The sequence below is a fragment of the Aureimonas fodinaquatilis genome, assembly GCF_008369445.1.
GTDB lineage: Bacteria > Pseudomonadota > Alphaproteobacteria > Rhizobiales > Rhizobiaceae > Aureimonas > Aureimonas fodinaquatilis.
Window position 1 is genome coordinate 493,559 of the sequence record NZ_VTWH01000002.1, and the last position, 19,564, is coordinate 513,122.

17 protein-coding genes are annotated in these 19,564 nt (G+C 56.2%); 7 read left to right on the top strand and 10 right to left on the bottom strand.

Features of this window, described 5'->3' with window-relative positions; translation table 11 throughout:
- Positions 1–230: 230 nt before the first annotated feature.
- From FPY71_RS08450 to FPY71_RS08460, 3 genes are all read left to right on the top strand, one after another.
- The gene (locus tag FPY71_RS08450) at positions 231–1,730 is read left to right on the top strand and encodes an ATPase domain-containing protein (RefSeq protein ID WP_149299575.1); all 1,500 of its coding nucleotides are present in this window, start codon (positions 231–233) and stop codon (positions 1,728–1,730) included.
- A gap of 2 nt (positions 1,731–1,732) precedes the next feature.
- Positions 1,733–3,790, top strand: coding sequence for a hybrid sensor histidine kinase/response regulator (locus FPY71_RS08455; protein WP_149299577.1), 2,058 nt, complete (start codon positions 1,733–1,735; stop codon positions 3,788–3,790).
- 85 nt (positions 3,791–3,875) lie between these two features.
- Positions 3,876–4,223 (top strand): zinc ribbon domain-containing protein YjdM, encoded by a 348-nt coding sequence (locus FPY71_RS08460; protein WP_149299579.1) that lies wholly within the window; start codon positions 3,876–3,878, stop codon positions 4,221–4,223.
- On the opposite strand, the gene FPY71_RS08465 is transcribed toward FPY71_RS08460, so the two are convergent.
- Together FPY71_RS08465 and FPY71_RS08470 are read right to left on the bottom strand one after the other, a co-directional pair.
- Complete coding sequence (locus tag FPY71_RS08465; protein WP_188052273.1) at positions 4,210–5,337, bottom strand: nucleotide-diphospho-sugar transferase; 1,128 nt, start codon at positions 5,335–5,337, stop codon at positions 4,210–4,212. The two genes, FPY71_RS08460 and FPY71_RS08465, sit on opposite strands and share 14 nt — an antisense overlap.
- Complete coding sequence (locus tag FPY71_RS08470) at positions 5,334–6,674, bottom strand: glycosyltransferase family 4 protein (RefSeq protein ID WP_246160234.1); 1,341 nt, start codon at positions 6,672–6,674, stop codon at positions 5,334–5,336. The genes FPY71_RS08465 and FPY71_RS08470 overlap by 4 nt, the downstream gene beginning before the upstream one ends.
- A gap of 419 nt (positions 6,675–7,093) precedes the next feature.
- Here FPY71_RS08470 and FPY71_RS08475 point away from each other — a divergent pair, with 419 nt between their 5' ends.
- Complete coding sequence (locus tag FPY71_RS08475) at positions 7,094–8,824, top strand: DEAD/DEAH box helicase (protein ID WP_149299583.1); 1,731 nt, start codon at positions 7,094–7,096, stop codon at positions 8,822–8,824.
- 135 nt (positions 8,825–8,959) lie between these two features.
- Here the strand turns inward: FPY71_RS08475 and ribA are convergent, their stop codons facing one another.
- From ribA to coaD, 6 genes are all read right to left on the bottom strand, one after another.
- Positions 8,960–10,096, bottom strand: coding sequence for a GTP cyclohydrolase II RibA (ribA, locus tag FPY71_RS08480; protein ID WP_149299585.1), 1,137 nt, complete (start codon positions 10,094–10,096; stop codon positions 8,960–8,962).
- Between the two features lie 89 nt (positions 10,097–10,185).
- The gene (gene tgt, locus FPY71_RS08485) at positions 10,186–11,322 is read right to left on the bottom strand and encodes a tRNA guanosine(34) transglycosylase Tgt (RefSeq protein WP_149299587.1); all 1,137 of its coding nucleotides are present in this window, start codon (positions 11,320–11,322) and stop codon (positions 10,186–10,188) included.
- Complete coding sequence (gene queA / locus FPY71_RS08490; protein ID WP_149299589.1) at positions 11,319–12,365, bottom strand: tRNA preQ1(34) S-adenosylmethionine ribosyltransferase-isomerase QueA; 1,047 nt, start codon at positions 12,363–12,365, stop codon at positions 11,319–11,321. Before queA ends, tgt begins: the two co-directional genes overlap by 4 nt.
- 15 nt (positions 12,366–12,380) lie before the next feature.
- On the bottom strand, positions 12,381–12,851 hold the full coding sequence (locus FPY71_RS08495) for a peptidylprolyl isomerase (protein WP_149299591.1): 471 nt from the start codon (positions 12,849–12,851) through the stop codon (positions 12,381–12,383).
- Between the two features lie 145 nt (positions 12,852–12,996).
- Entirely contained in the window at positions 12,997–13,545 is a 549-nt protein-coding gene (locus FPY71_RS08500) for a peptidylprolyl isomerase (RefSeq protein WP_149299593.1), read from the bottom strand.
- A gap of 38 nt (positions 13,546–13,583) precedes the next feature.
- Positions 13,584–14,087: a pantetheine-phosphate adenylyltransferase gene (coaD, locus tag FPY71_RS08505; RefSeq protein WP_149299595.1), complete on the bottom strand. Its 504-nt coding sequence runs from the start codon at positions 14,085–14,087 to the stop codon at positions 13,584–13,586.
- 194 nt (positions 14,088–14,281) lie between these two features.
- Here coaD and FPY71_RS18755 point away from each other — a divergent pair, with 194 nt between their 5' ends.
- Positions 14,282–14,410, top strand: coding sequence for a hypothetical protein (locus tag FPY71_RS18755; protein ID WP_281287490.1), 129 nt, complete (start codon positions 14,282–14,284; stop codon positions 14,408–14,410).
- 91 nt (positions 14,411–14,501) lie between these two features.
- On the opposite strand, the gene gyrA is transcribed toward FPY71_RS18755, so the two are convergent.
- The gene (gene gyrA / locus FPY71_RS08510; RefSeq protein ID WP_425457872.1) at positions 14,502–17,258 is read right to left on the bottom strand and encodes a DNA gyrase subunit A; all 2,757 of its coding nucleotides are present in this window, start codon (positions 17,256–17,258) and stop codon (positions 14,502–14,504) included.
- 226 nt (positions 17,259–17,484) lie between these two features.
- Here gyrA and FPY71_RS08515 point away from each other — a divergent pair, with 226 nt between their 5' ends.
- Entirely contained in the window at positions 17,485–18,117 is a 633-nt protein-coding gene (locus FPY71_RS08515) for a MarC family protein (protein WP_149299597.1), read from the top strand.
- 184 nt (positions 18,118–18,301) lie between these two features.
- Complete coding sequence (locus FPY71_RS08520; protein ID WP_246160236.1) at positions 18,302–18,787, top strand: TspO/MBR family protein; 486 nt, start codon at positions 18,302–18,304, stop codon at positions 18,785–18,787.
- 79 nt (positions 18,788–18,866) lie between these two features.
- Here FPY71_RS08520 and ssb read toward each other — a convergent pair whose 3' ends face one another.
- Positions 18,867–19,400 (bottom strand): single-stranded DNA-binding protein, encoded by a 534-nt coding sequence (gene ssb, locus FPY71_RS08525; RefSeq protein WP_149299598.1) that lies wholly within the window; start codon positions 19,398–19,400, stop codon positions 18,867–18,869.
- Between the last annotated feature and the right edge of the window lie 164 nt (positions 19,401–19,564).

Consider the following 19,564-nt stretch of genomic DNA (forward strand, 5'->3'; position numbering starts at 1 on the left):
GCGTCTTTGCCAACGAAACTCGGCAATTGAAATTCTGTTTGTTGCGAAGGTTCCCTTCAGACGGGATAATACCATATACAACGATCAACAACCTATACGTGCTCGAAGCTTTGAAGCAGTCAAGGCAAGACTGTTGAACAATTCAAGCAGTGGCAGGTTTAAACGGAATTAGCGCACCGTGCGGTGTGGAGAAGTGCCTCACTTATGACGCGGCACATTGCTCAATGGAGATGTTGTTGATTGACGTAAATATTAAACGGGCGAGAACCGGTGTTTTAGGTCTCGACAACATTTTGAACGGCGGACTGACCGAAGGGCACGTATTCCTGATTGAGGGTAGCCCGGGCACCGGCAAAACAACCATTGCCTTAAGTTTTTTGCTTGAGGGTGTCAAAAACGGCGAGACGTGCCTCTACATAACGCTCTCGGAGACGGAACAGGAATTGCGCGCCGGTGCCGCCTCGCATGGGTGGGATCTGGGATCGGGAATTAATGTATTTGAACTCGTGCCGCCCGAAAGCCTGCTTAACGCAGACCAGCAACAAAGTCTGCTCTATTCATCGGATTTGGAGCTGGGAGAGACCACTCGTCTGATCTTCGATACGGTAGAACGTCTTAAGCCCAAACGTATCGTGCTGGACAGCCTCTCGGAAATTCGGCTTCTTGCGCAAAGCTCATTGCGTTATCGTCGACAAATTCTTGCGCTGAAGCATTATTTTGCACGCAACGGCGCGACCGTTTTGCTGCTTGATGATCTGACGGCCGATACGATGGACAAGACTGTTCACAGTGTTGTTCACGGTGTGGTGCACCTTCAGGAGCTGGCTCCGGAATATGGTGCGGAGCGTCGCCGTGTTCGCATCACCAAATATCGCGGCACTTCTTATCGCGGTGGCTACCACGATATGAAAATCAGGACTGGCGGTGTGGAAATCTATCCGCGACTGATAGCGCTGGAGCACCGCTCGAACTTTGAGCGGAAAACAGTATCGACCGGTATCTCTCAATTCGATGACCTTCTTGGCGGCGGTGTGGATCAGGGTTCAAGCACGCTAGTTCTCGGCCCAGCGGGTGCAGGCAAATCGCTGATTACAATTCAGTTTGCCATGTCAGCAATTGCCCGTGGCGAGAAAGCTGCTCTCTTTATTTTCGATGAAGAAAGCGTTCTGCTTTTCAAACGAATGAGATTGATGGGCATAGATCTGCAAGCGGCCGTGGACAAAGGCCAGTTGCATCTGGAACAGTTGGACGCGGCAGAGCTTTCGCCGGGTGAGTTTACTCACCGGGTGCGCCGCGTGATCACCGAAGCCGATGTAAAAACCGTCGTAATTGACAGCCTGAATGGCTATCAGGCCGCAATGCCGGAGGAAAATTCGCTTATCCTCCATATGCATGAATTGCTGCAGTTTTTGAACCGCCAGGGCGCCACGACATTTCTCACCGTCGCTCAGCACGGACTCGTAGGAGATATGAAAGCGCCGGTGGATATTACATATCTGGCCGACACCGTAATCCTGCTTCGATATTTTGAAGCGGTCGGTACAATGCGACGTGCGCTGTCGGTTATTAAGAAGCGCACCGGCCGGCATGAGGACACCATCCGGGAATATCGAATAACAGACAAGGGCCTGACCGTCGGTGAACCGCTCGATCAGTTTCAGGGAGTGTTACGGGGCGTGCCAGTCTTTGTTGGCAAGGACGCAGATGCGCTGCTGAATCAGGCTGAATAATCATGCCAAATTCAATTCCCGGCTCCCATGCTCTGTTGCTGACCCCATCGGGGCGAGACGCCGCAGTGGCATCCACGCTTCTTGGCGAGATGCAGATTGCAGCAAGGGCAGTCTCCAATGTGGCCGACCTTGCAGCCAATCTGAATGACGATGTGCTGTTCGCAGTCGTTACGGAAGAGGCATTGCGGTCAACTGACCTGCGGCCAATTGCACAATGGGTCAGCGGGCAGCAGAGCTGGTCGGACCTGCCATTTGTCCTATTAACCCAACACGGTGGCGGGCCGGAAAAAAACCCGGCAGCCGCGAGAATTTCCGAAACGCTGGGCAATGTCACCTTCATGGAGCGCCCGTTCCATCCGATGACGTTCCTCAGCGTTGCCAAAACCGCATTGAAGGGGCGCAAACGCCAGTATGAAAGCCGGTCGGTGCTTGAAGAGCTGCGAGAGAGCGGCAAGCGACTGAGCACAGCTCTTCTTGCCGGGCGACTCGGCGCCTGGGAAATGGAGGTTTCCACTTTCGATCTGACCTGTTCCGACGCTTGCAAAGCCGTGTTCGGCAGAAAGTCCGGCGAGCCATTTTCTTATTCCGAACTGCTGTCTTCCATACATCCCGACGACCTGGATCGCATGCGTGCGAGCGTGCACCATACGCTCACTACGAATGAAGATTATCTCATTGAATATCGCACGATCTGGCCGGATGGGTCGCATCATTGGGCCGAAGTTCGCGCACGTGTGGTTCGCTCAAACGGTCAGGTGCGCCTTGTCGGAGTGTCTTCGGACATAACCGACCGCAAGGCCGCGGAAGACCAGTTGCGCACGCAAAACGAGACTTTGGAAGCGCGTGTGGCTGCGAGAACGCGAGAGCTGGAAAACGCTCACCGCGTAACGCTGGAGCAGATTTCGCGGCGCGAAGTTGCGGAAGAAAAACTTCGCCAGTCTCAAAAGCTGGAGATGATTGGCCAGCTTACCGGCGGCATTGCCCATGACTTCAACAATCTGCTGATGGCAATATTGGGCAATCTTGACCTTCTGAAAAAACACATATCGGATGACCCACGCTCGGCACGGCTGATTGACGGCGCTTTGCAAGGCGCATTGCGAGGCTCTTCCTTAACCCAGCGCCTTCTGGCATTTGCTCGCAAACAGGACCTGAGTGTCAGTGTCACAGATCTGGGTGAGTTGGTTCGCGGAATAACGCATCTGATCGAAAGAACAATCGATACGACGATTGAACTGAATTTCGATATTGCGCCCGAGCCCGCCCTTGCCGAACTGGATGCCAACCAGCTGGAGCTAGCGCTTCTGAACCTTGTCATCAATGCGCGCGACGCGATGCCGAACGGTGGCACGCTGCGTATCGGGGTCGATTCCGGCACCTGGCCATCGGATTTCGGGGATCTTGAGCCCTTTGTTCGATTAACTGTCACCGACAGCGGCCACGGAATGGACAAGGCGACCTTGGAAAAGGCAACTGAGCCATTCTTCTCGACCAAAGGCGTCGGCAAGGGCACCGGGCTCGGCCTTTCAATGATCCACGGCCTGGTCCAACAATTGGGCGGAGAATTCAAGCTCTCCAGCACGGTAGGCATCGGCACAACGGCCGAACTGCTTTTCCCGGCAACAGATAAAGATATACAGATGTCGGCGGATGCTTCGATGAAAGAGATTGAAACTGCAACAAAATCACCGTCGTCATTGCACATTTTAATGGTGGATGATGATGCTCTGATTGCCATGAGCAGCGTCGACATGCTGGAAGACTTGGGACATACGGTTTTTGAGGCGAATTCCGGTGAAGACGCCCTGCGACATCTGGCCAGCGGCAAGACTGTTGACCTCATGATCACCGATTTTTCCATGCCGCGCATGAATGGTGCCCAGCTTGCCATTGCGGCCAGAGAAATCAGGCCGGGCCTGCCGATCATTTTAGCAACCGGCTATGCAGAACTGCCGCCTGGTGACCAGATTGATCTGCCCCGGCTGGGCAAGCCCTATGATCAGAAGCAACTGGAGACAATCATCGACCAGGTGGTGACCGCTGAAGTTTGCAACGGCTGACAACTCCGCAGCCGCAGATTGTTCAAGTCAGCACCGACCGGCAGTTGCCCTTTTCGTTTGAATGGCCGCCTGCTATAGGCGCCGAATGACCGATAGTTTACCGCCTTGCCCTGAATGCCGCTCCATCCATACCTATGCGATGGATTCCCTTCTGACCTGCCCCGAATGCGGACATGAATGGTCTGCTGCCGACGCTTCGCAGAACGCCGATGCAGAAGTGCGAGACAGCGTGGGCAATGTGCTGGCCGATGGCGACACGGTTTCGCTGATCAAGGATTTGAAGCTTAAAGGCTCATCCAGCGTGATCAAGGTTGGCACAAAAGTGCGCGGTATCCGGCTGGTTCCCGGTGATCACGACATCGATTGCAAGATCCCTGGGATCGGGCAGATCGGATTGAAATCTCAATTTGTCAAAAAGATTATTGAGGACTAGTGCGCTCGGCAACGCGAGCTGGATTTTCCAACGGACTCTGCGCTAGAACATATTCCGCCCTGTCATGGTAGCGCGCAATACCGAGATGCTTTCTGGCACGCCGCACCAGGGAATCGACAACGGCAACAGGAAAGCCTTGTAGTGTTCCGTTTCCGCTGGTCAGACGCGTCAGCAACCGGCCGGGCGCTGTTTGAGCAGACAGCCAGTCGATGTTTTCCCCCAGCAGTGGCCCATATGGTTTGGCCGCCGCAACATAGGGTGAAAGCTCCAGCCCGATCTGGTCGTACAGGGCCCGGAATTGCCGGCTCTTTGCGGCCTGCGCAAGGGATGGCGGACTGATATCCCTGTTCCAGGGCTTTGGCCCCATGGCGTGAACAAAGGCTGGCTTGCCGCTCACCAAAGATTGCAGCCTTTCAGCCGGGGTAAAACCGCCCGGCCCGAAACACTGAGCAATCTCCCTGCCCCTTTGCAGCAGACGCAGCGGCATTTGCGAGAATTCTTCAGAGCAGACAAGTGCCGTCAGCACTTCCTGATCGCCAAGCATGTGAATGGGCCGTTCCGACGCGGGCAAGGCTTGTGCCTGCCGGTACAATGGATGCTGCAGCATATCTGCCCAGCTTGCCATCAAGTGCCGGTGCGCAGATGTTACTCGCAAGATACCGGAGTTAACCGTCGCGTTCAGGCTGCGGCCGGGTTTCAGACCCCAGTTCACAGTGCGTTTGATACCGCCTTGCTGTTGGCCCCAATAGGTTTCCTGCGTTGCCAGCAATGTCTGCCGATCAAGCTGGCTGAAAATATCGGAGGCCTCTGCCCAGATGATGTCGGAATCGATCCAGATAACCTCGACATATCCTTCATCCAGCAAACGCAGCAAGGCCACAGGCTTCACGTTGAACCCCTGCGCGGGATAGTCCGCAAAGGACAAGACCCGCACTTCAGGAAAATCCGTCAGCCAGTCTGCAAAACTTTGCGGCATCGAGCGACAGCCAACGAAAATCTGCGCGTCAGGCATATGGGAGCGCGCACTTAGCACACTCAACTTAACGCCCGTGAAGCAGTCCGGGCGGTCTTCGTAAATGCAGATTGCGGAGCGGGGCAAGGTTTTGAGCATCATGAAAACCCGTGTGAATTGGCGGTCTGTGCCTTGTCGTTTGCCTTGCGAGACAATCGCGTTTCGCCCAATGCAATTCCTTGCGATGCTGCACGATAAACCAGTTGCATCTGATCAACCTTCTCTTCCCAGTCAAACTGGCTCAACGCCTTCTGGTAAGCGGCAGTGCCCAGCCTCTGTCGAAGTGCGGGATCGTTAGCCAATGCCCGCATGGCGTCCGCAAATCCGGAAATCAATGTTTCACGTGATGTTGGCTCAACAAGGATTCCGCAGGACGGGTCCAGATAGTCAGCCGGCCCGCCCCAGGCAGTTGCAACAACCGGCAGACCGGAAGCCATAGCTTCCAGAACAACAGCGCCGCCGCATTCATATAGACTGGAAAGCACCAGCGCATCGGACTGTGCCAGAAGGCTTGCGCATTTTTCCTGGCTTTGAAAGCCAAGAAATGTCACGCGGTCAGTCAGACCAAGGTTCCTGGCCTGTGCTTCCAGCGTCGGGCGCATGTCGCCGTCGCCAATAATGTCCAGCCGGCAGCCAGGAACGTCCCGAATACGATGCATGGCCTCCAGAAGTATATCAACCGCCTTCCAGTCTACCAGCCGCCCCATGAAAACAAAGCGCGTGCCTTGGGCCGCGGGCTGATCATAGGAACGTGGCTTCCACAGGCCGGTATCAATGCCGTTTTCCACCAATGTCACAACCTGACCTCGGCACCCATGTGGCAGGCCCAGCCGCGTGCGTTCATTGGCAACCAGCAGAAACGCCGCCTCGCGCTTGCCGCGCATGACAGAATGCATCGCCTCGGAAAATTTGCGCGCATAGCCCAGCACCGAAGACAGCACGCGCAAGCTCCGGCTGGATTTTTCAAAAGCCGGTGGATACCGCATATTGCCGTTCATCGGGCCAATAACCACCGGGGCGCCAAGAGACGACATGATGGAAGGCTCGCGCGGGGAAACAGGAATGGGTTGATGGACCACATCAATATTGTTTTCACGCACAAGCTTGCGCACAATTTTGCGCGCCGTTAACTGGGTGGAAAGCCGACTGGCATAGCCCACAGTGATGTAGGAAAGCTGCGCGGGCATGTATCGGCTAAGTTTCCAGGCAAGTACGTTGAGCCCGGTGTCGGGAATGAAGTGAATGTGATCCAGCGCCTCGGGCAGCACCCGCTCAATTTCTTCGCGAGTGCGGGAATGAACAACCAGCCACGCTTCAACGCCGCGCTGGCGCAAGCGCACAAAATAGTGCCAGGGCAAAGAAGCTTCGCCGCCAAAAGTCATGGACGCGTGTTCACTTACGATGAGAACCTTGTTCGGCTGTTCCATAAAGTCGACCACTTGCCTCTCACAAAAATCAGTAATTCCATATATTCCGGGTTTGATTGCGCTTAGCAATTTCAACCATAGCGGAAATGACTACGCCTATTGAGGTTATTTATGCTCCATGCGTACTTGACGGAACATGTGGCGGGGCGTAGCGAGTGCTTCAAACATTCTGGAAGCCTTGTTCAAAATGAACAAGCGAACCCAAGAGCAATTCGCGCAAAATACAAAGTGGTGTTGCGCCCGAGCTTGCGTAAAAACTGAAAGTAGGAGCAGCTTCGCATTTCATGAAAGAGCGAAATTGCACTAACCCATTGTTTTAAAGCAACTTCGACTGCTAACCACTGCCAATTTCTGCTGAACTTGCCCTTAGGGCACTTTCGCAACTCAAGATACCGCGCTTATCCAAAAGCGACACCTCAAGGAATTCTTCTTTGCCTTTTAGTTCTACCCACCCTGCCCTTGCCAAGGCTCTTGCCGGACGCTCTTACACTCAGGCAACGCCTGTTCAAGCGGCGACCCAGGATCCCGCGCTGGACGGCAAGGACCTGATTGTTTCTGCCAAAACCGGCTCCGGTAAAACGGTTGCCTACGGGCTGGCTTTTGCATCCGACCTTTTGAAAAGCGGCGACACACTGCCGCCTGCTGGTGAGCCTTTGGCGCTGGTGGTTGCCCCAACCCGCGAACTGGCCTTGCAGGTGCGCAGCGAGCTTGAATGGTTGTACGCTGAAGCGGGGGCACGCGTTGTCAGTTGCGTTGGTGGCATGGACCCGCGGGCCGAACAGCGGACATTGCAGGCTGGCGCGCATATTGTTGTCGGCACACCGGGTCGTCTGCGCGACCATCTGGAACGTGGCCGCCTGAAAATTGCAAATTTGCAGGTGCTGGTTCTGGATGAGGCTGATGAGATGCTGAATCTCGGCTTCAGGGAAGACCTTGAGTTCTTGCTGGAGGCAACCCCGTCATCCCGCCGCACGCTGCTGTTCTCAGCCACCCTGCCCAAGACAGTTCTGGCCATGGCAAAGCGGTATCAGCGCCAGGCTCAACGCCTGCAGGTAGAAGCTGCAACCGGTGGTCACTCGGACATCGAATATCGGGCGGTGCGCATTGCGCCCAATGAAATGGAACACGCAGTGGTTAATCTGCTGCGCCATGCCGATGCACCCAGCGCGATTGTGTTTTGCAACACGCGTGAAACAGTGCGCCATCTGCATGCTGGCCTGATAGAGCGCGGATTTTCCGCCGTGTCGCTTTCTGGCGAACTTGGCCAGAACGAGCGCAACCATACAATGCAGGCATTGCGCGATGGACGTGCCCGCGTCTGCGTGGCAACGGATGTCGCTGCACGCGGACTGGACCTGCCAAGCCTGGATCTGGTGGTGCATGCCGAGCTGCCGAATGACGCTGAAACACTTCAGCACCGCAGTGGCCGCACGGGCCGTGCCGGACGCAAGGGAGTTTCGGTGCTGCTGGTTCCGGTTTCCCGCCGCCGCAAGGCAGAAAGACTTCTGGCAGAGGCCAGCGTCAGCGCGAAATGGGGTGCTGCACCGTCTCCGGAAGAGATCCGCAAGCTGGATGACATGCGCCTTGCTTCTGACCCGATTTTGCTGGAGCCTGCATCAGAGCAGGACATTGCGACGGCTCAGTTTCTGCTGGAAAGCCGCTCGGCGGAAGAGATTGCAGCGGCCCTCGTCAGGATTTATCGTTCCAGATTGCCCGCGCCCGAAGATGTGTTTGACCCCGGCTTTGCCCGCGACGCCAAGCCGGACTATGGCAAGGATAAGAAAGAGCGGCGTGAGCGGCCTGCGGGTCCGCGCGGAGCCACAACCTGGTTCTTCATGAACATTGGCAAGCGCAACAATGCAGACCCGAAATGGCTGCTGCCGATGCTTTGCCGCCGTGGACGCATCACCCGGGACGATATTGGTGCCATTCGCATTTTCGAACGGGAAACCAAGTTTGAAATCTCGCAGGAGGCCGCCCAGCGCTTCGCCTCTGCCGCCGTTGGCACAGATGGCGACGATATCACCATCGGTCAGTCAGACCGCGTTCCCGGTGCTGCGGACAAAGCCGCACCAAGACGCAGCAAGCCGCCATTTTCCCGCGACAAGGAAAAAGCCGGCAAGTTTGGCGCAGGCGCAAAGAAGCCAAAGCGGAAAGGCTGAGCAATCCTTTAGGCATTGACAGAGCGCAGGTGATCCGCAGATCGCCTGCGCTTTTTGTCTCGCAGCGTTGTCGTATTCCTGTGAAGCGATTTCAATTCAACGGGACAGTATCCAAGTTGCGGGAACTCCTGAGTTTCAGGAGTTGCGCTCGATCATCGTATCAACGTCCATGATATGCCCGGAGCGTGCCACTTTGGTGCGCAGATAGTTTTCATTTTCTGTAGTGACACTGCCTTCAACTGGAACGCGTGCCAAAACCTCAATTCCACTTGCTGACAGATAGGCAATCTTTGCCGGATTGTTGGTCAGCAGCTCCACAGAGTGCACACCAAGCCCGCGCAACATCGCAACCGCGGCCTCGTATCGACGTTCATCGCCACCAAAGCCCAGATGCGCGTCGGCATCCACGGTATCCAGCCCTTGATGCTGCAAACCATAGGCCCGCATTTTAGAGGCCAGACCGGTTCCCCGGCCTTCCTGATCCAGATAGAGCAGAATGCCGCCACCCAGTTCGCCCAGAATTTGCAGCCCGCTGTTCAACTGGTCACCGCAATCGCATTTCAATGAGCCGAACAGATCACCGGTTATGCAGGATGAATGCACGCGCACCGGCACAGGCTGATTGAAATCCGGCTTGCCGACAATGATGGCCAATTGATCCCGCTGCGCAAACCCGCCGCGGAAAATGACAAACTCACAAGTGCCCGCATTCTTCAGCGGAACGGGTGTACGCGCCACTTCCTGAAACTGTTGCGCGGCCCCTCGATAACTCTCTTCGACATCATCGGCCATAACCACAATGCAGGCAGAGAACAGCGGTTCATCCGGTTGAATGTCCGCGACAAGAATGGCAGGCAGCAAAAGCGCAACGCGCGCCAGCAATGCGCTCTGCGCAGCCAGTGGCGTACCTGCGCTCCACTTCATCGGGGCAGCGCTGCTGCGCATGTAACCAAGCTGGCACAGGCTGTGATAATCCAGCCCGGCGGCAGGCACCAAGGCACCGCTGGGAGCGTCCAGGCCAAGAACCTTCGCTCGCGGTGGCGTCAGATAAAGCATGCCCCGATCAGCCGAGGCGGCCATGAATGCCTCGTATATTGCCGGGGTAGCAGTATCCAGCGCCAGAACGGCCACATCACCCTTTTCAGAGTGCAGAACAACCGGACGCCCTGCCCGCAATTCTGCTACCGCACGTTCCGCACGCAAAGTTCCAGGAGCGCCAAACACCAGATTCTCAACGCCTTCAGCGGAAACGGGAGATTTCTCGAAAGCCACGCCACGCCCTTTCCGGGGTCATTACCACTCTCTGCCACGACGAACATATGGATGCTGAGTGCATCTTTCGCCATGGCATACTGCATTTTTCAGGCGGCCTTTCGCAAAGCCTCGCCCTTTTGCCAACCCTCTGTCGTCTCCGCAGCAAAATCGGCAAATCGCCCGGCGGATATTGCCTCGCGAATGCCAGCCATGAGCGACTGATAGTAAGCCAGATTGTTCCAGGTCAGCAACATGCCGCCCAAAGCCTCGTCACAGCGCACCAGATGGTGAAGATAGGCGCGTGAATAGTCGCGGGTGGCAGGGCATTCAGACGTTTCGTCCAGTGGCCTGCTATCTTCCGCGTGACAGGCGTTTTTCAGGTTGATGCGACCATGGCGGGTAAACGCCAGGCCATGACGCCCGGCCCGGGTTGGCATAACGCAATCGAACATATCGACGCCCAGCGCCACGCTCTTCAAAATATCATCCGGCGTTCCCACACCCATCAGGTAACGCGGCTTTTCCACCGGCAGCGCGGGCAGCGTTTCGCCCAGCATGGCCAGCATTACGGACTGTGGCTCGCCCACGGCCAGACCGCCGATCGAATAACCCTTCAAATTCATTGCTGCCAGATGCTCTGCCGACCGGACGCGCAGATCCGGCTGGTCGCCGCCCTGTACAATACCGAACATTGCCTTGCCCGGTTGGCTGCCAAAGGCAACAGCGGAGCGTTCCGCCCAGCGCAGCGACATTTCCATGGCCCGCTCGATTTCACTGCGTTCTGCAGGCAGGCGGATGCACTCATCCAGTTGCATCTGAATGTCACTGTCCAGCAGTCCCTGGATTTCAATGGACCGCTCTGGGGTGAGTTCATAAGCCGAACCATCAATATGCGAGCGGAATGTGACACCCTTTTCAGTAAGCTTGCGCAGACTGGCCAGCGACATGACCTGAAAACCGCCGGAATCTGTAAGGATCGGCCATGGCCAGCGGGCAAACTCATGCAGGCCGCCCAACCGGGCAACCCGCTCTGCGCCCGGGCGAAGCATCAGATGGTACACATTGCCCAGAATAATGTCTGAGCCCAGATCCCGCACCTGCTCCAGATACATCGCCTTGACAGTGCCCGCCGTGCCAACGGGCATGAAGGCGGGCGTCCGGATGGCACCGCGTGGCATGGAGATTTCTCCGCGCCGGGCCAGACCATCGCGCGCCAGAAGTTCAAAGGTAAATTCGCTTGTCATGATCGTTCCAAAAGACACGCATCGCCGTATGAATAGAAGCGATAGCCTGTCGCAATGGCATGTGCATAGGCCGCATGCATTTTTTCCAGGCCGCTGAACGCAGAAACCAGCATAAAAAGCGTGGACCGCGGCAGGTGAAAATTCGTCAGCAAAACGTCCACTGCACGGAACTGATAACCGGGCGTGATGAAAATCTCTGTGGCAGCATGATACGGATGTATGACGCCATTTTCATCGGCGGCGGATTCCAAGAGCCGCAAAGAAGTGGTTCCAACCGCCACAATACGCCGGCCCTCGGCCCGCGCAGCATTCAACCGGTCGGCCGTGGCGGCATCCAGCGAGCCGATTTCACCATGCATACGGTGTTCCTGCGTGTCATCTGCCTTGACCGGCAAAAATGTGCCCGCCCCCACATGCAGGGTGACAAACAGTTCTTCCAGCCCGTGAGCTTCCAGAGCCGCCATGAGTTCAGGTGTGAAATGCAAGCCCGCCGTTGGCGCAGCGACCGCTCCGGCGTCCTTGGAGTAGATTGTCTGATAGTCCTTGCGGTCCTGCTCATCCACAGCCCTTTTTGAGGCTATGTAAGGCGGCAGCGGCAGGGTGCCTGCAATCGCAATGGCGGTGTCCAGCGCCGGACCCGACTGGTCAAAAACCAGGGTTGCCTCTCCCGCTTCACCCTTGTGCACCACCTGCGCTGAAAGTGCTTCGCTAAAGCTCAACCACTCGCCAACCTGCACCCGCTTGGCCGGCTTCAAAAATGCCCGCCAGCTGTCTGCACCCTGACGCATATGAAGAAGAGCTTCGATGCGGGCCTGTGTATCGCCCCTTTGGCGTATGCCGAAAAGACGGGCGGGAATGACCCTGGTATCATTGAACACAAGGCAGTCTCCCGGGCGTAAAAGGCCCGGCAGGTCGGCAATGATGTGGTCCTGCAAGGTTCCGCTGGCGGGAACCTGCAAAAGTCTGCCCGACTCACGCGGAAGAGCGGGCCGCAGTGCGATCCGCTCTTCCGGAAGGTCGAAGTCGAAAAGATCGACCCGCATGTCTGTATTCCGTTCTTACAGGTCTGCCGCCACGCGCATTGTCGTGATGGAATCAGGATCGCGAACCGGTTCGCCGCGCTTGATCTGATCAACCACGTCCATGCCCTCAACGACCTCACCCCAGACCGAATATTGCTTGTCCAGCCATGGCGCAGTTTCGAAACAGATGAAAAACTGCGAGTTTGCAGAATTCGGGTTGCCGCTGCGTGCGGCGGAAACTGTGCCACGCTTGTGCGGCTCGGCAGAAAATTCCGCCTTCAGATCCGGCTTGTCGGAACCGCCCATGCCGGTGCCCGTGGGATCGCCCGTCTGCGCCATGAAGCCATCGATTACGCGGTGGAAGACAACGCCATCATAAAATTCCTCACGCGCCAGCTCCTTGACCCGCGCAACATGCCCGGGGGCAAGGTCAGGCCGCAGCTTGATGACAACGCGGCCTTTGGTCGTTTCGAGGACAAGCGTGTCCTCCGGGTTTTCGAAGGTCATGTCAGTTCCTTTCAAATTCGGGCAATGGAAACCAGATACCAGCGCAAGCTGGTCACTTCCGGCAATACAACCACTGGTTTAATCAAGTTTCGCGATTCGAGGAAACGCCTCGCCGATGGACTTTCACGGACAAACTGCCTGAGTTTTATTCGCCCAGGCGCACCTTCAGCATTTTGTCGGGGTTGTTCACCACACCATTGGTCGCCGCGTCGCCTTTTTTGATCTGGTCCACCAGTTCCATGCCGGAAACAACGTCGCCAATGACGGTGTACTGACCGTCCAGAAAATCCCCATCCGCAAGCATGATGAAAAATTGTGAATTGGCCGAGTTGGGATCATTGGTGCGCGCCATGCCAACGGTGCCGCGATCGAACGTCTCGTTGGAAAATTCCGAAGGCAGGTCCGGCAAGGTCGATCCGCCACTGCCCGTGCCTGTCGGATCGCCGGTCTGCGCCATGAAGCCGTCAATCACCCGGTGGAAAACAATGCCATCGTAAAAGCCGTCCGCCGCCAGTTTGCGGATCTGTTCAACGTGACGGGGCGCAAGGTCCGGACGCAACTGAATTGTCACATCGCCCTTTTCAAGGCTGATCACAAGCCTGTTTTCAGAGTCGGCCTCCTGCGCTTCAGCAGACAACGTGAAGGTGGAGGCAATAATGCCGGCAACCAAACCCAGACGAGCAAAAAGCTTCATGGAAAAAACTCCGTTCCAAACCTGACGCATCGAGGAGGTTAACCCGCACGCCGGACCTTTTCTTTAATGGCTTTGGCAACCACTGGCGGAACGAACCCGCCAATGTCACCACCCATTTGAGCGATTTGCCGCACCAATGTGGCCGTTATGGGCCTGACCCCGGTGCTTGCGGGCAAAAATATCGTATCAATGGCCGGGGCAAGCTGCCGGTTCATTCCGCTCATTTGAAACTCATAGTCAAGATCGGTTCCGTCGCGCAGACCGCGCAGCAGAAAACCTGCCCCCTGACTGCGTGCGACATCCACAACCAGGCCCGAGAATTCAACCACGCGTAAGCGCTCATGCCCGGCCAGTTCACGGGTCGCCGCTGCAATCATCTCGGTTCGCTCCACCGGGCTGAACATCGGGGTTTTGCCGGGGTGAATGCCAATGGCGACAATCAACTCGTCAAAAAGCTGCAAGCCTCTGGCAAGCACATCCAGATGGCCGTTGGTTAACGGGTCGAATGAGCCGGAATACAAACCTCGCCGCGGCGTGTTCATCGCTTCGTAACCTTCTTTTCAGCCAAAGGCGTATCATTAAAATTAGAGACAATGCAGAAACCGCTTTGCCAGAAAATTCATGGCATGTTTAGCGCAGGAAAAGGCTTAGCGCGACCTGTCGCCAGCAGCCAATAGCGGTAAATGTGGAACAAAGCAGTTTGCTTTACGTTTCTCGCTCAATCAGGAGGCTTGGAATGTTGGCATTTGCTCTATCCTTGGCCATGGTCGTTACGCTGCTGACGGCCACCGCGGTCGCACTTCACAATGAGCTTGGTAAAAAGCGGGTCAAAGCTGCCGTCCGGCGCAATCGCGTTATGTATTGACGGGCTTTAAGCTCATCCGCAGACAACATCACTACTAACAAGAAAAGGCCGGACGCATGCGCCCGGCCTTTCTGATTCTGTTTGCAGCCGTTTACTCGGAACCGCCGCCCTCTGCTGGCAGCTCGTCCTCATCAACCTCACCCTCACCTTGATCAGGAATGCGTTCCACCGACACAACACGCTCACCTTCAGCGGTGTTGAAAATGGTCACACCCTTGGTGGCGCGGCTGGCGATGCGAATGCCATTGACCGGAACGCGAATCATCTGCCCACGGTCGGAAATCAGCAAAATCTGGTCGCCATCTTCCACCGGGAAGCCCGCAATAAGCGGACCGATATCGCCAATGCGCGAAACATCAGTGGCGCGAATGCCTTTGCCGCCGCGGCCAATAACGCGGAAGTCATAGGATGAGGACCGCTTTCCGAAACCAAATTCGCTGATCGTCAGCACGAACTCCTCATTGGCGCTGAGGAAGGCATAACGCTCTGACGACAGTGGCGCGTCTTCTGCGTTTTCTTCATCAATCACGTCTTCACTGACCGGATCACCTTCAACCGCCCTGCGCATCTTCAGATAGGTCAGACGCTCGGCCGGCGTGGCTTCCACATGCCGCATGATCGCCATGGATATCAGCTTGTCACCTTCGGCAAGCGACATGCCGCGCACACCTACGGAATTGCGACCGGCAAATACGCGGACGTCGGTGGTGCGGAACCGGATGCACTGCCCTGATGCTGCCGTCAGCAGCACATCATCATCTTCAGAGCAGGTCGCCACGGCCAGGATTTCATCCCCGGCCTCTTCCAGCTTCATGGCAATCTTGCCATTGCGGTTGACCTGAACAAAATCCGACAGCTTGTTGCGACGAACGGTTCCCCGCGTCGTGGCAAACATCACATTCAGGTTCTCCGCTGCAGCCTCATCGTTCGGCAATGGCAGAATCGATGTAATCCGCTCACCCTTTTCAAGCGGCAGCATGTTGACCAAGGCCTTGCCGCGAGACTGCGGTGTTGCCAAAGGCAAACGCCAGACCTTTTCCTTGTAAACTATGCCTCGGGAAGAGAAGAACAGAACCGGCGTATGGGTGTTGGCCACGAACAGCCGGGTGACGGAGTCTTCGTCACCTTTCAACGTCATGCCAGAGCGGCCCTTGCCACCCCGCCGCTGTGCCCGATAGGTGGTGAGTGGCACCCGCTTGATATATCCGCCATGGCTGACGGTGACGACCATGTCTTCACGCGGGATAAGATCTTCATCATCAAGATCGGAAGCGCCTTCCGACAATTCGGTACGACGTGGCGTTGCGAACTCGTCACGCGCAGCAGCCAGCTCTTCCTTGATGATGTCCCGCACACGAGCGCGTGACGAAAGAATATCCAGATAGTCTTTGATCTCGGCGCCGAGCTGGTTGAGCTCATCACCGATTTCATCCCGACCCAATGCTGTAAGCCGCTGCAGGCGCAGATCCAGAATTGCGCGGGCCTGGGTTTCAGAAAGCCTGTACGTGTTCTGCTCACTGATGCGGTGCGCCGGATCGTCGATCAGACGGATGAGCGGGGCAACATCTTTGGCTTCCCACTCACGGCCCATCAGCTGCTCACGCGCAGTTGCCGGATCCGGAGCCTCTCGAATGAGTTTGATGATTTCGTCGATGTTGGCGACCGCAATCGCCAGACCGACCAATACATGGGCCCGCTCGCGCGCTTTGCGCAGCAGGAACTTGGTACGGCGGTTCACCACTTCTTCGCGGAAGGCGATGAAGGCGGACAGAATGTCGATCAGGTTCAACTGTTCCGGCTTGCCACCATTCAACGCCACAATGTTGGCACCGAATGAGGTTTGCAACGGCGTGAACCGATAGAGCTGATTCAACACGACATCGGCAGCAGCGTCGCGCTTGAGCTCGACAACAACGCGATACCCTTCGCGGTCACTTTCGTCGCGAATATCGGAAATGCCCTCGACGCGTTTTTCACGCACCAGATCGGCCATCTTCTCGATCATCGAGGCCTTGTTCACCTGGTAGGGAACTTCGGTGATGACAATCGCTTCACGATCTCCACGGATCTGCTCAAAATGCACTTTGCCGCGCATGAGGATTGAACCGCGACCGGTGGTATAAGCCGAAGCAATACCCGCCCGACCCAGCACAATTGCACCGGTTGGGAAATCGGGCCCAGGAATGATTTCCATCAGTTCCGGCAGGGTGATGGCCGGATTGTCGATCATGGCGATACAACCATTCACGACTTCGCCGAGATTGTGCGGCGGAATATTGGTTGCCATGCCCACGGCAATACCGCCGGAGCCATTGACCAGAAGGTTGGGAACGCGTGCCGGAAGCACGACCGGTTCCATTTCCCGGCCGTCATAGTTCTCCTGAAAATCGACCGTTTCCTTGTCGATGTCTTGCAAGAGCGCTTCGGAGACCTTTTGCAGTCTGCACTCTGTATACCGCATCGCCGCGGCGGGATCGCCATCGATCGAACCGAAATTGCCCTGGCCGTTGATCAACGGAGCGCGCAGGGAAAAGTCCTGCGCCATACGCACAAGCGCATCGTAGATGGATGAGTCACCGTGAGGATGGTATTTACCCATAACCTCACCCACGACACCTGCCGATTTGCGGAATGGCCGGTTGAATGCCAGTCCCATCTCGGACATGGCAAACAGGACGCGGCGGTGCACCGGCTTGAGACCGTCCCTTACATCGGGAAGTGCCCGACTGACGATGACGCTCATGGCGTAATCGAGATAGGAGCGTTGCATTTCCTCGATGATGGAAACGGATTCGATGCCGCGCGGGCGTTCCGGCTGCGGCGTGTCGTTAAGATCGTCTACCAACACGGTTCCTTGGGTCTGTAAAACTTGGCCCGCTTATAGCCCGAGACCCAACCAATTTGCAAATATGCCGACCGGCTTCAATCACAGAAATTCATTCAATTTCAATGGCTTAAAATCGATGTGGATTTTTCTGATATTTTTTTCGACATTTTATCCATGACCGGCTTGTTCAAAGCCTCAAAATTCGGCCCAGTCATCGGGAAATTCATTTAAAGAATCGGATTATTTTATGATCGATATGCTTTTGACGGGCTTTGTAGCGTTGTTCGTCATCATCGACCCGCTGGGCCTGGTGCCGCTGTTTTTAACGCTGACGCCTGGCATGGCCCCGAAATACCGTCAGAAAATTGCCATTCAGGCCTGTTTCATCGCTTTTCTCATCCTCGGCACATTTGCTTTGGTCGGCCTGGTTGTCATTGAAACAATTGGCATTTCGCTTGGAGCATTTCGTGTGGCCGGCGGACTTTTCCTGTTCACCATTGCATTCGAGCTGGTGTTTGGCACCCGCCAGCATCGTAAGGAAAAAAGTGCGGAAGGCGCGGTAACACAGCCAAGCGACACTCCGCATATCGCAGCGTTTCCGTTGGCAATCCCTCTTATCGCCGGCCCAGGCGCCATATCTGCGGTCATTCTTCTGTCCGGCAATCTGCCGGGCTTTGTGGGGCAAACACTGCTACTGCTCACCATTGGCGTAGCCTGCGCCACCACATATCTTTTTCTGGCAGTGGCAGGCCCACTGGACAGGCTCATGGGCGTAACCGGCAGGGCCGTTGTGACGCGGCTTCTGGGCGTTCTTCTGGCCGCTCTGGCCGTGCAATTTGTGGCGGATGGCGCCTGGGAGCTCTACCGTTCAATGCGCTGATCGCCTTCCGGATGATTTTCGCGGCGCGGGGCATGCATAGGGACATTTGCACTGGCCCTGCCACAGCTCAAATCTGTCGGCGGATTTGCTGAGGCCGTCAGGAGTGTCAGCGGCAACGACTGCCTTTTTTAACCCGACGTCCGCGCTAATTTTACACAGAGTTCTTCACGAGGCAGGTGCGCGCATGAACAACATCGTATCCGGCAAAAGCGGTCATCACTCCCCGCTTGTCCCCATGATCATTTTCGTCCTTGCCGTTGTCGGCATCAGTCTGACAATCGGCTATCTGACGCCGCCAGGCACCTGGTACCAGAATCTCGTCAAGCCTGCCTTCAACCCGCCCCCCTGGGTTTTCGGCCCGGTATGGACAATTCTGTATATACTTGTGGCGATTGCCGGGTGGCGCATCTGGCGCATGGCCCCCAACAGCGCGGCAATGCAGCTTTGGGTCGTTCAGATGGTGCTGAACTGGATGTGGTCACCAGCATTTTTCGCGCTTCAGTCGCCTTGGCTGGCTCTGGTGATCATAGTGGCCATGTTGATTGCAATACTGCTGTTCATGGTTCAGGCACGCAGGCATGACAAGGCAGCAGCGCTGCTGTTTGTGCCCTATGCGTGCTGGGTCGCCTTTGCGACCTTGCTCAACGCATCAATCGCTTATCTGAATTGAACTGTGCGGCAAAATGTAACGCCGAAGCGCTCACCGCTTATGCAGTGAATGCTTCGGCGTTGAAGATTGCTGCAAAAAATCAGAACGGGATTTCGTCGTCCATATCGTTACCAGGCCGGCTACCGCCGCCGCTGCGATCATCATAGCCGCCGCCACCCGAGCCACCGGAGCGACCGCCACGGTCATAACCGCCGCCGCCGCCAGATGAAGACGAGCCGCCACCGCGGTCGTAACCGGCGCTGTCGCCGGAGCCACCTTCGCCACGGCCATCCAGCATCTGCAATTCCCCGCGGAAGCGCTGCAAAACAACTTCTGTGGTGTAGCGCTTCTGTCCGGACTGGTCATCCCACGAACGGGTCTGCAACTGCCCCTCGATGTACACTTTGGCGCCCTTTTTCAGGTACTGCTCAGCGACCTTCACAAGGTTTTCGTTGAAAATAACGACATTGTGCCACTCGGTCCTGTCACGTCGCTCACCGGACTGACGGTCGCGCCATGATTCTGATGTGGCAATGCGCAGGTTCACGACCGCATCACCGGAGTTCAAGCGGCGAATCTCCGGATCGGCACCCAGATTGCCCACCAGAATGACCTTGTTTACGCTGCCCGCCATGCTTCAACCTCAATTTCCAAATGTTCTTGAAGGAGCGAAACTAGCCCCTTGTGCATCGAGCGCCAAGCCGGTTTGTTGTTTCAACGAACCTTATCAACGCTCATATGCTTCGTTGACGTGAACAAAGAAAGAACATACAAAAGGCCACGTCAAGTGTTTTTGCA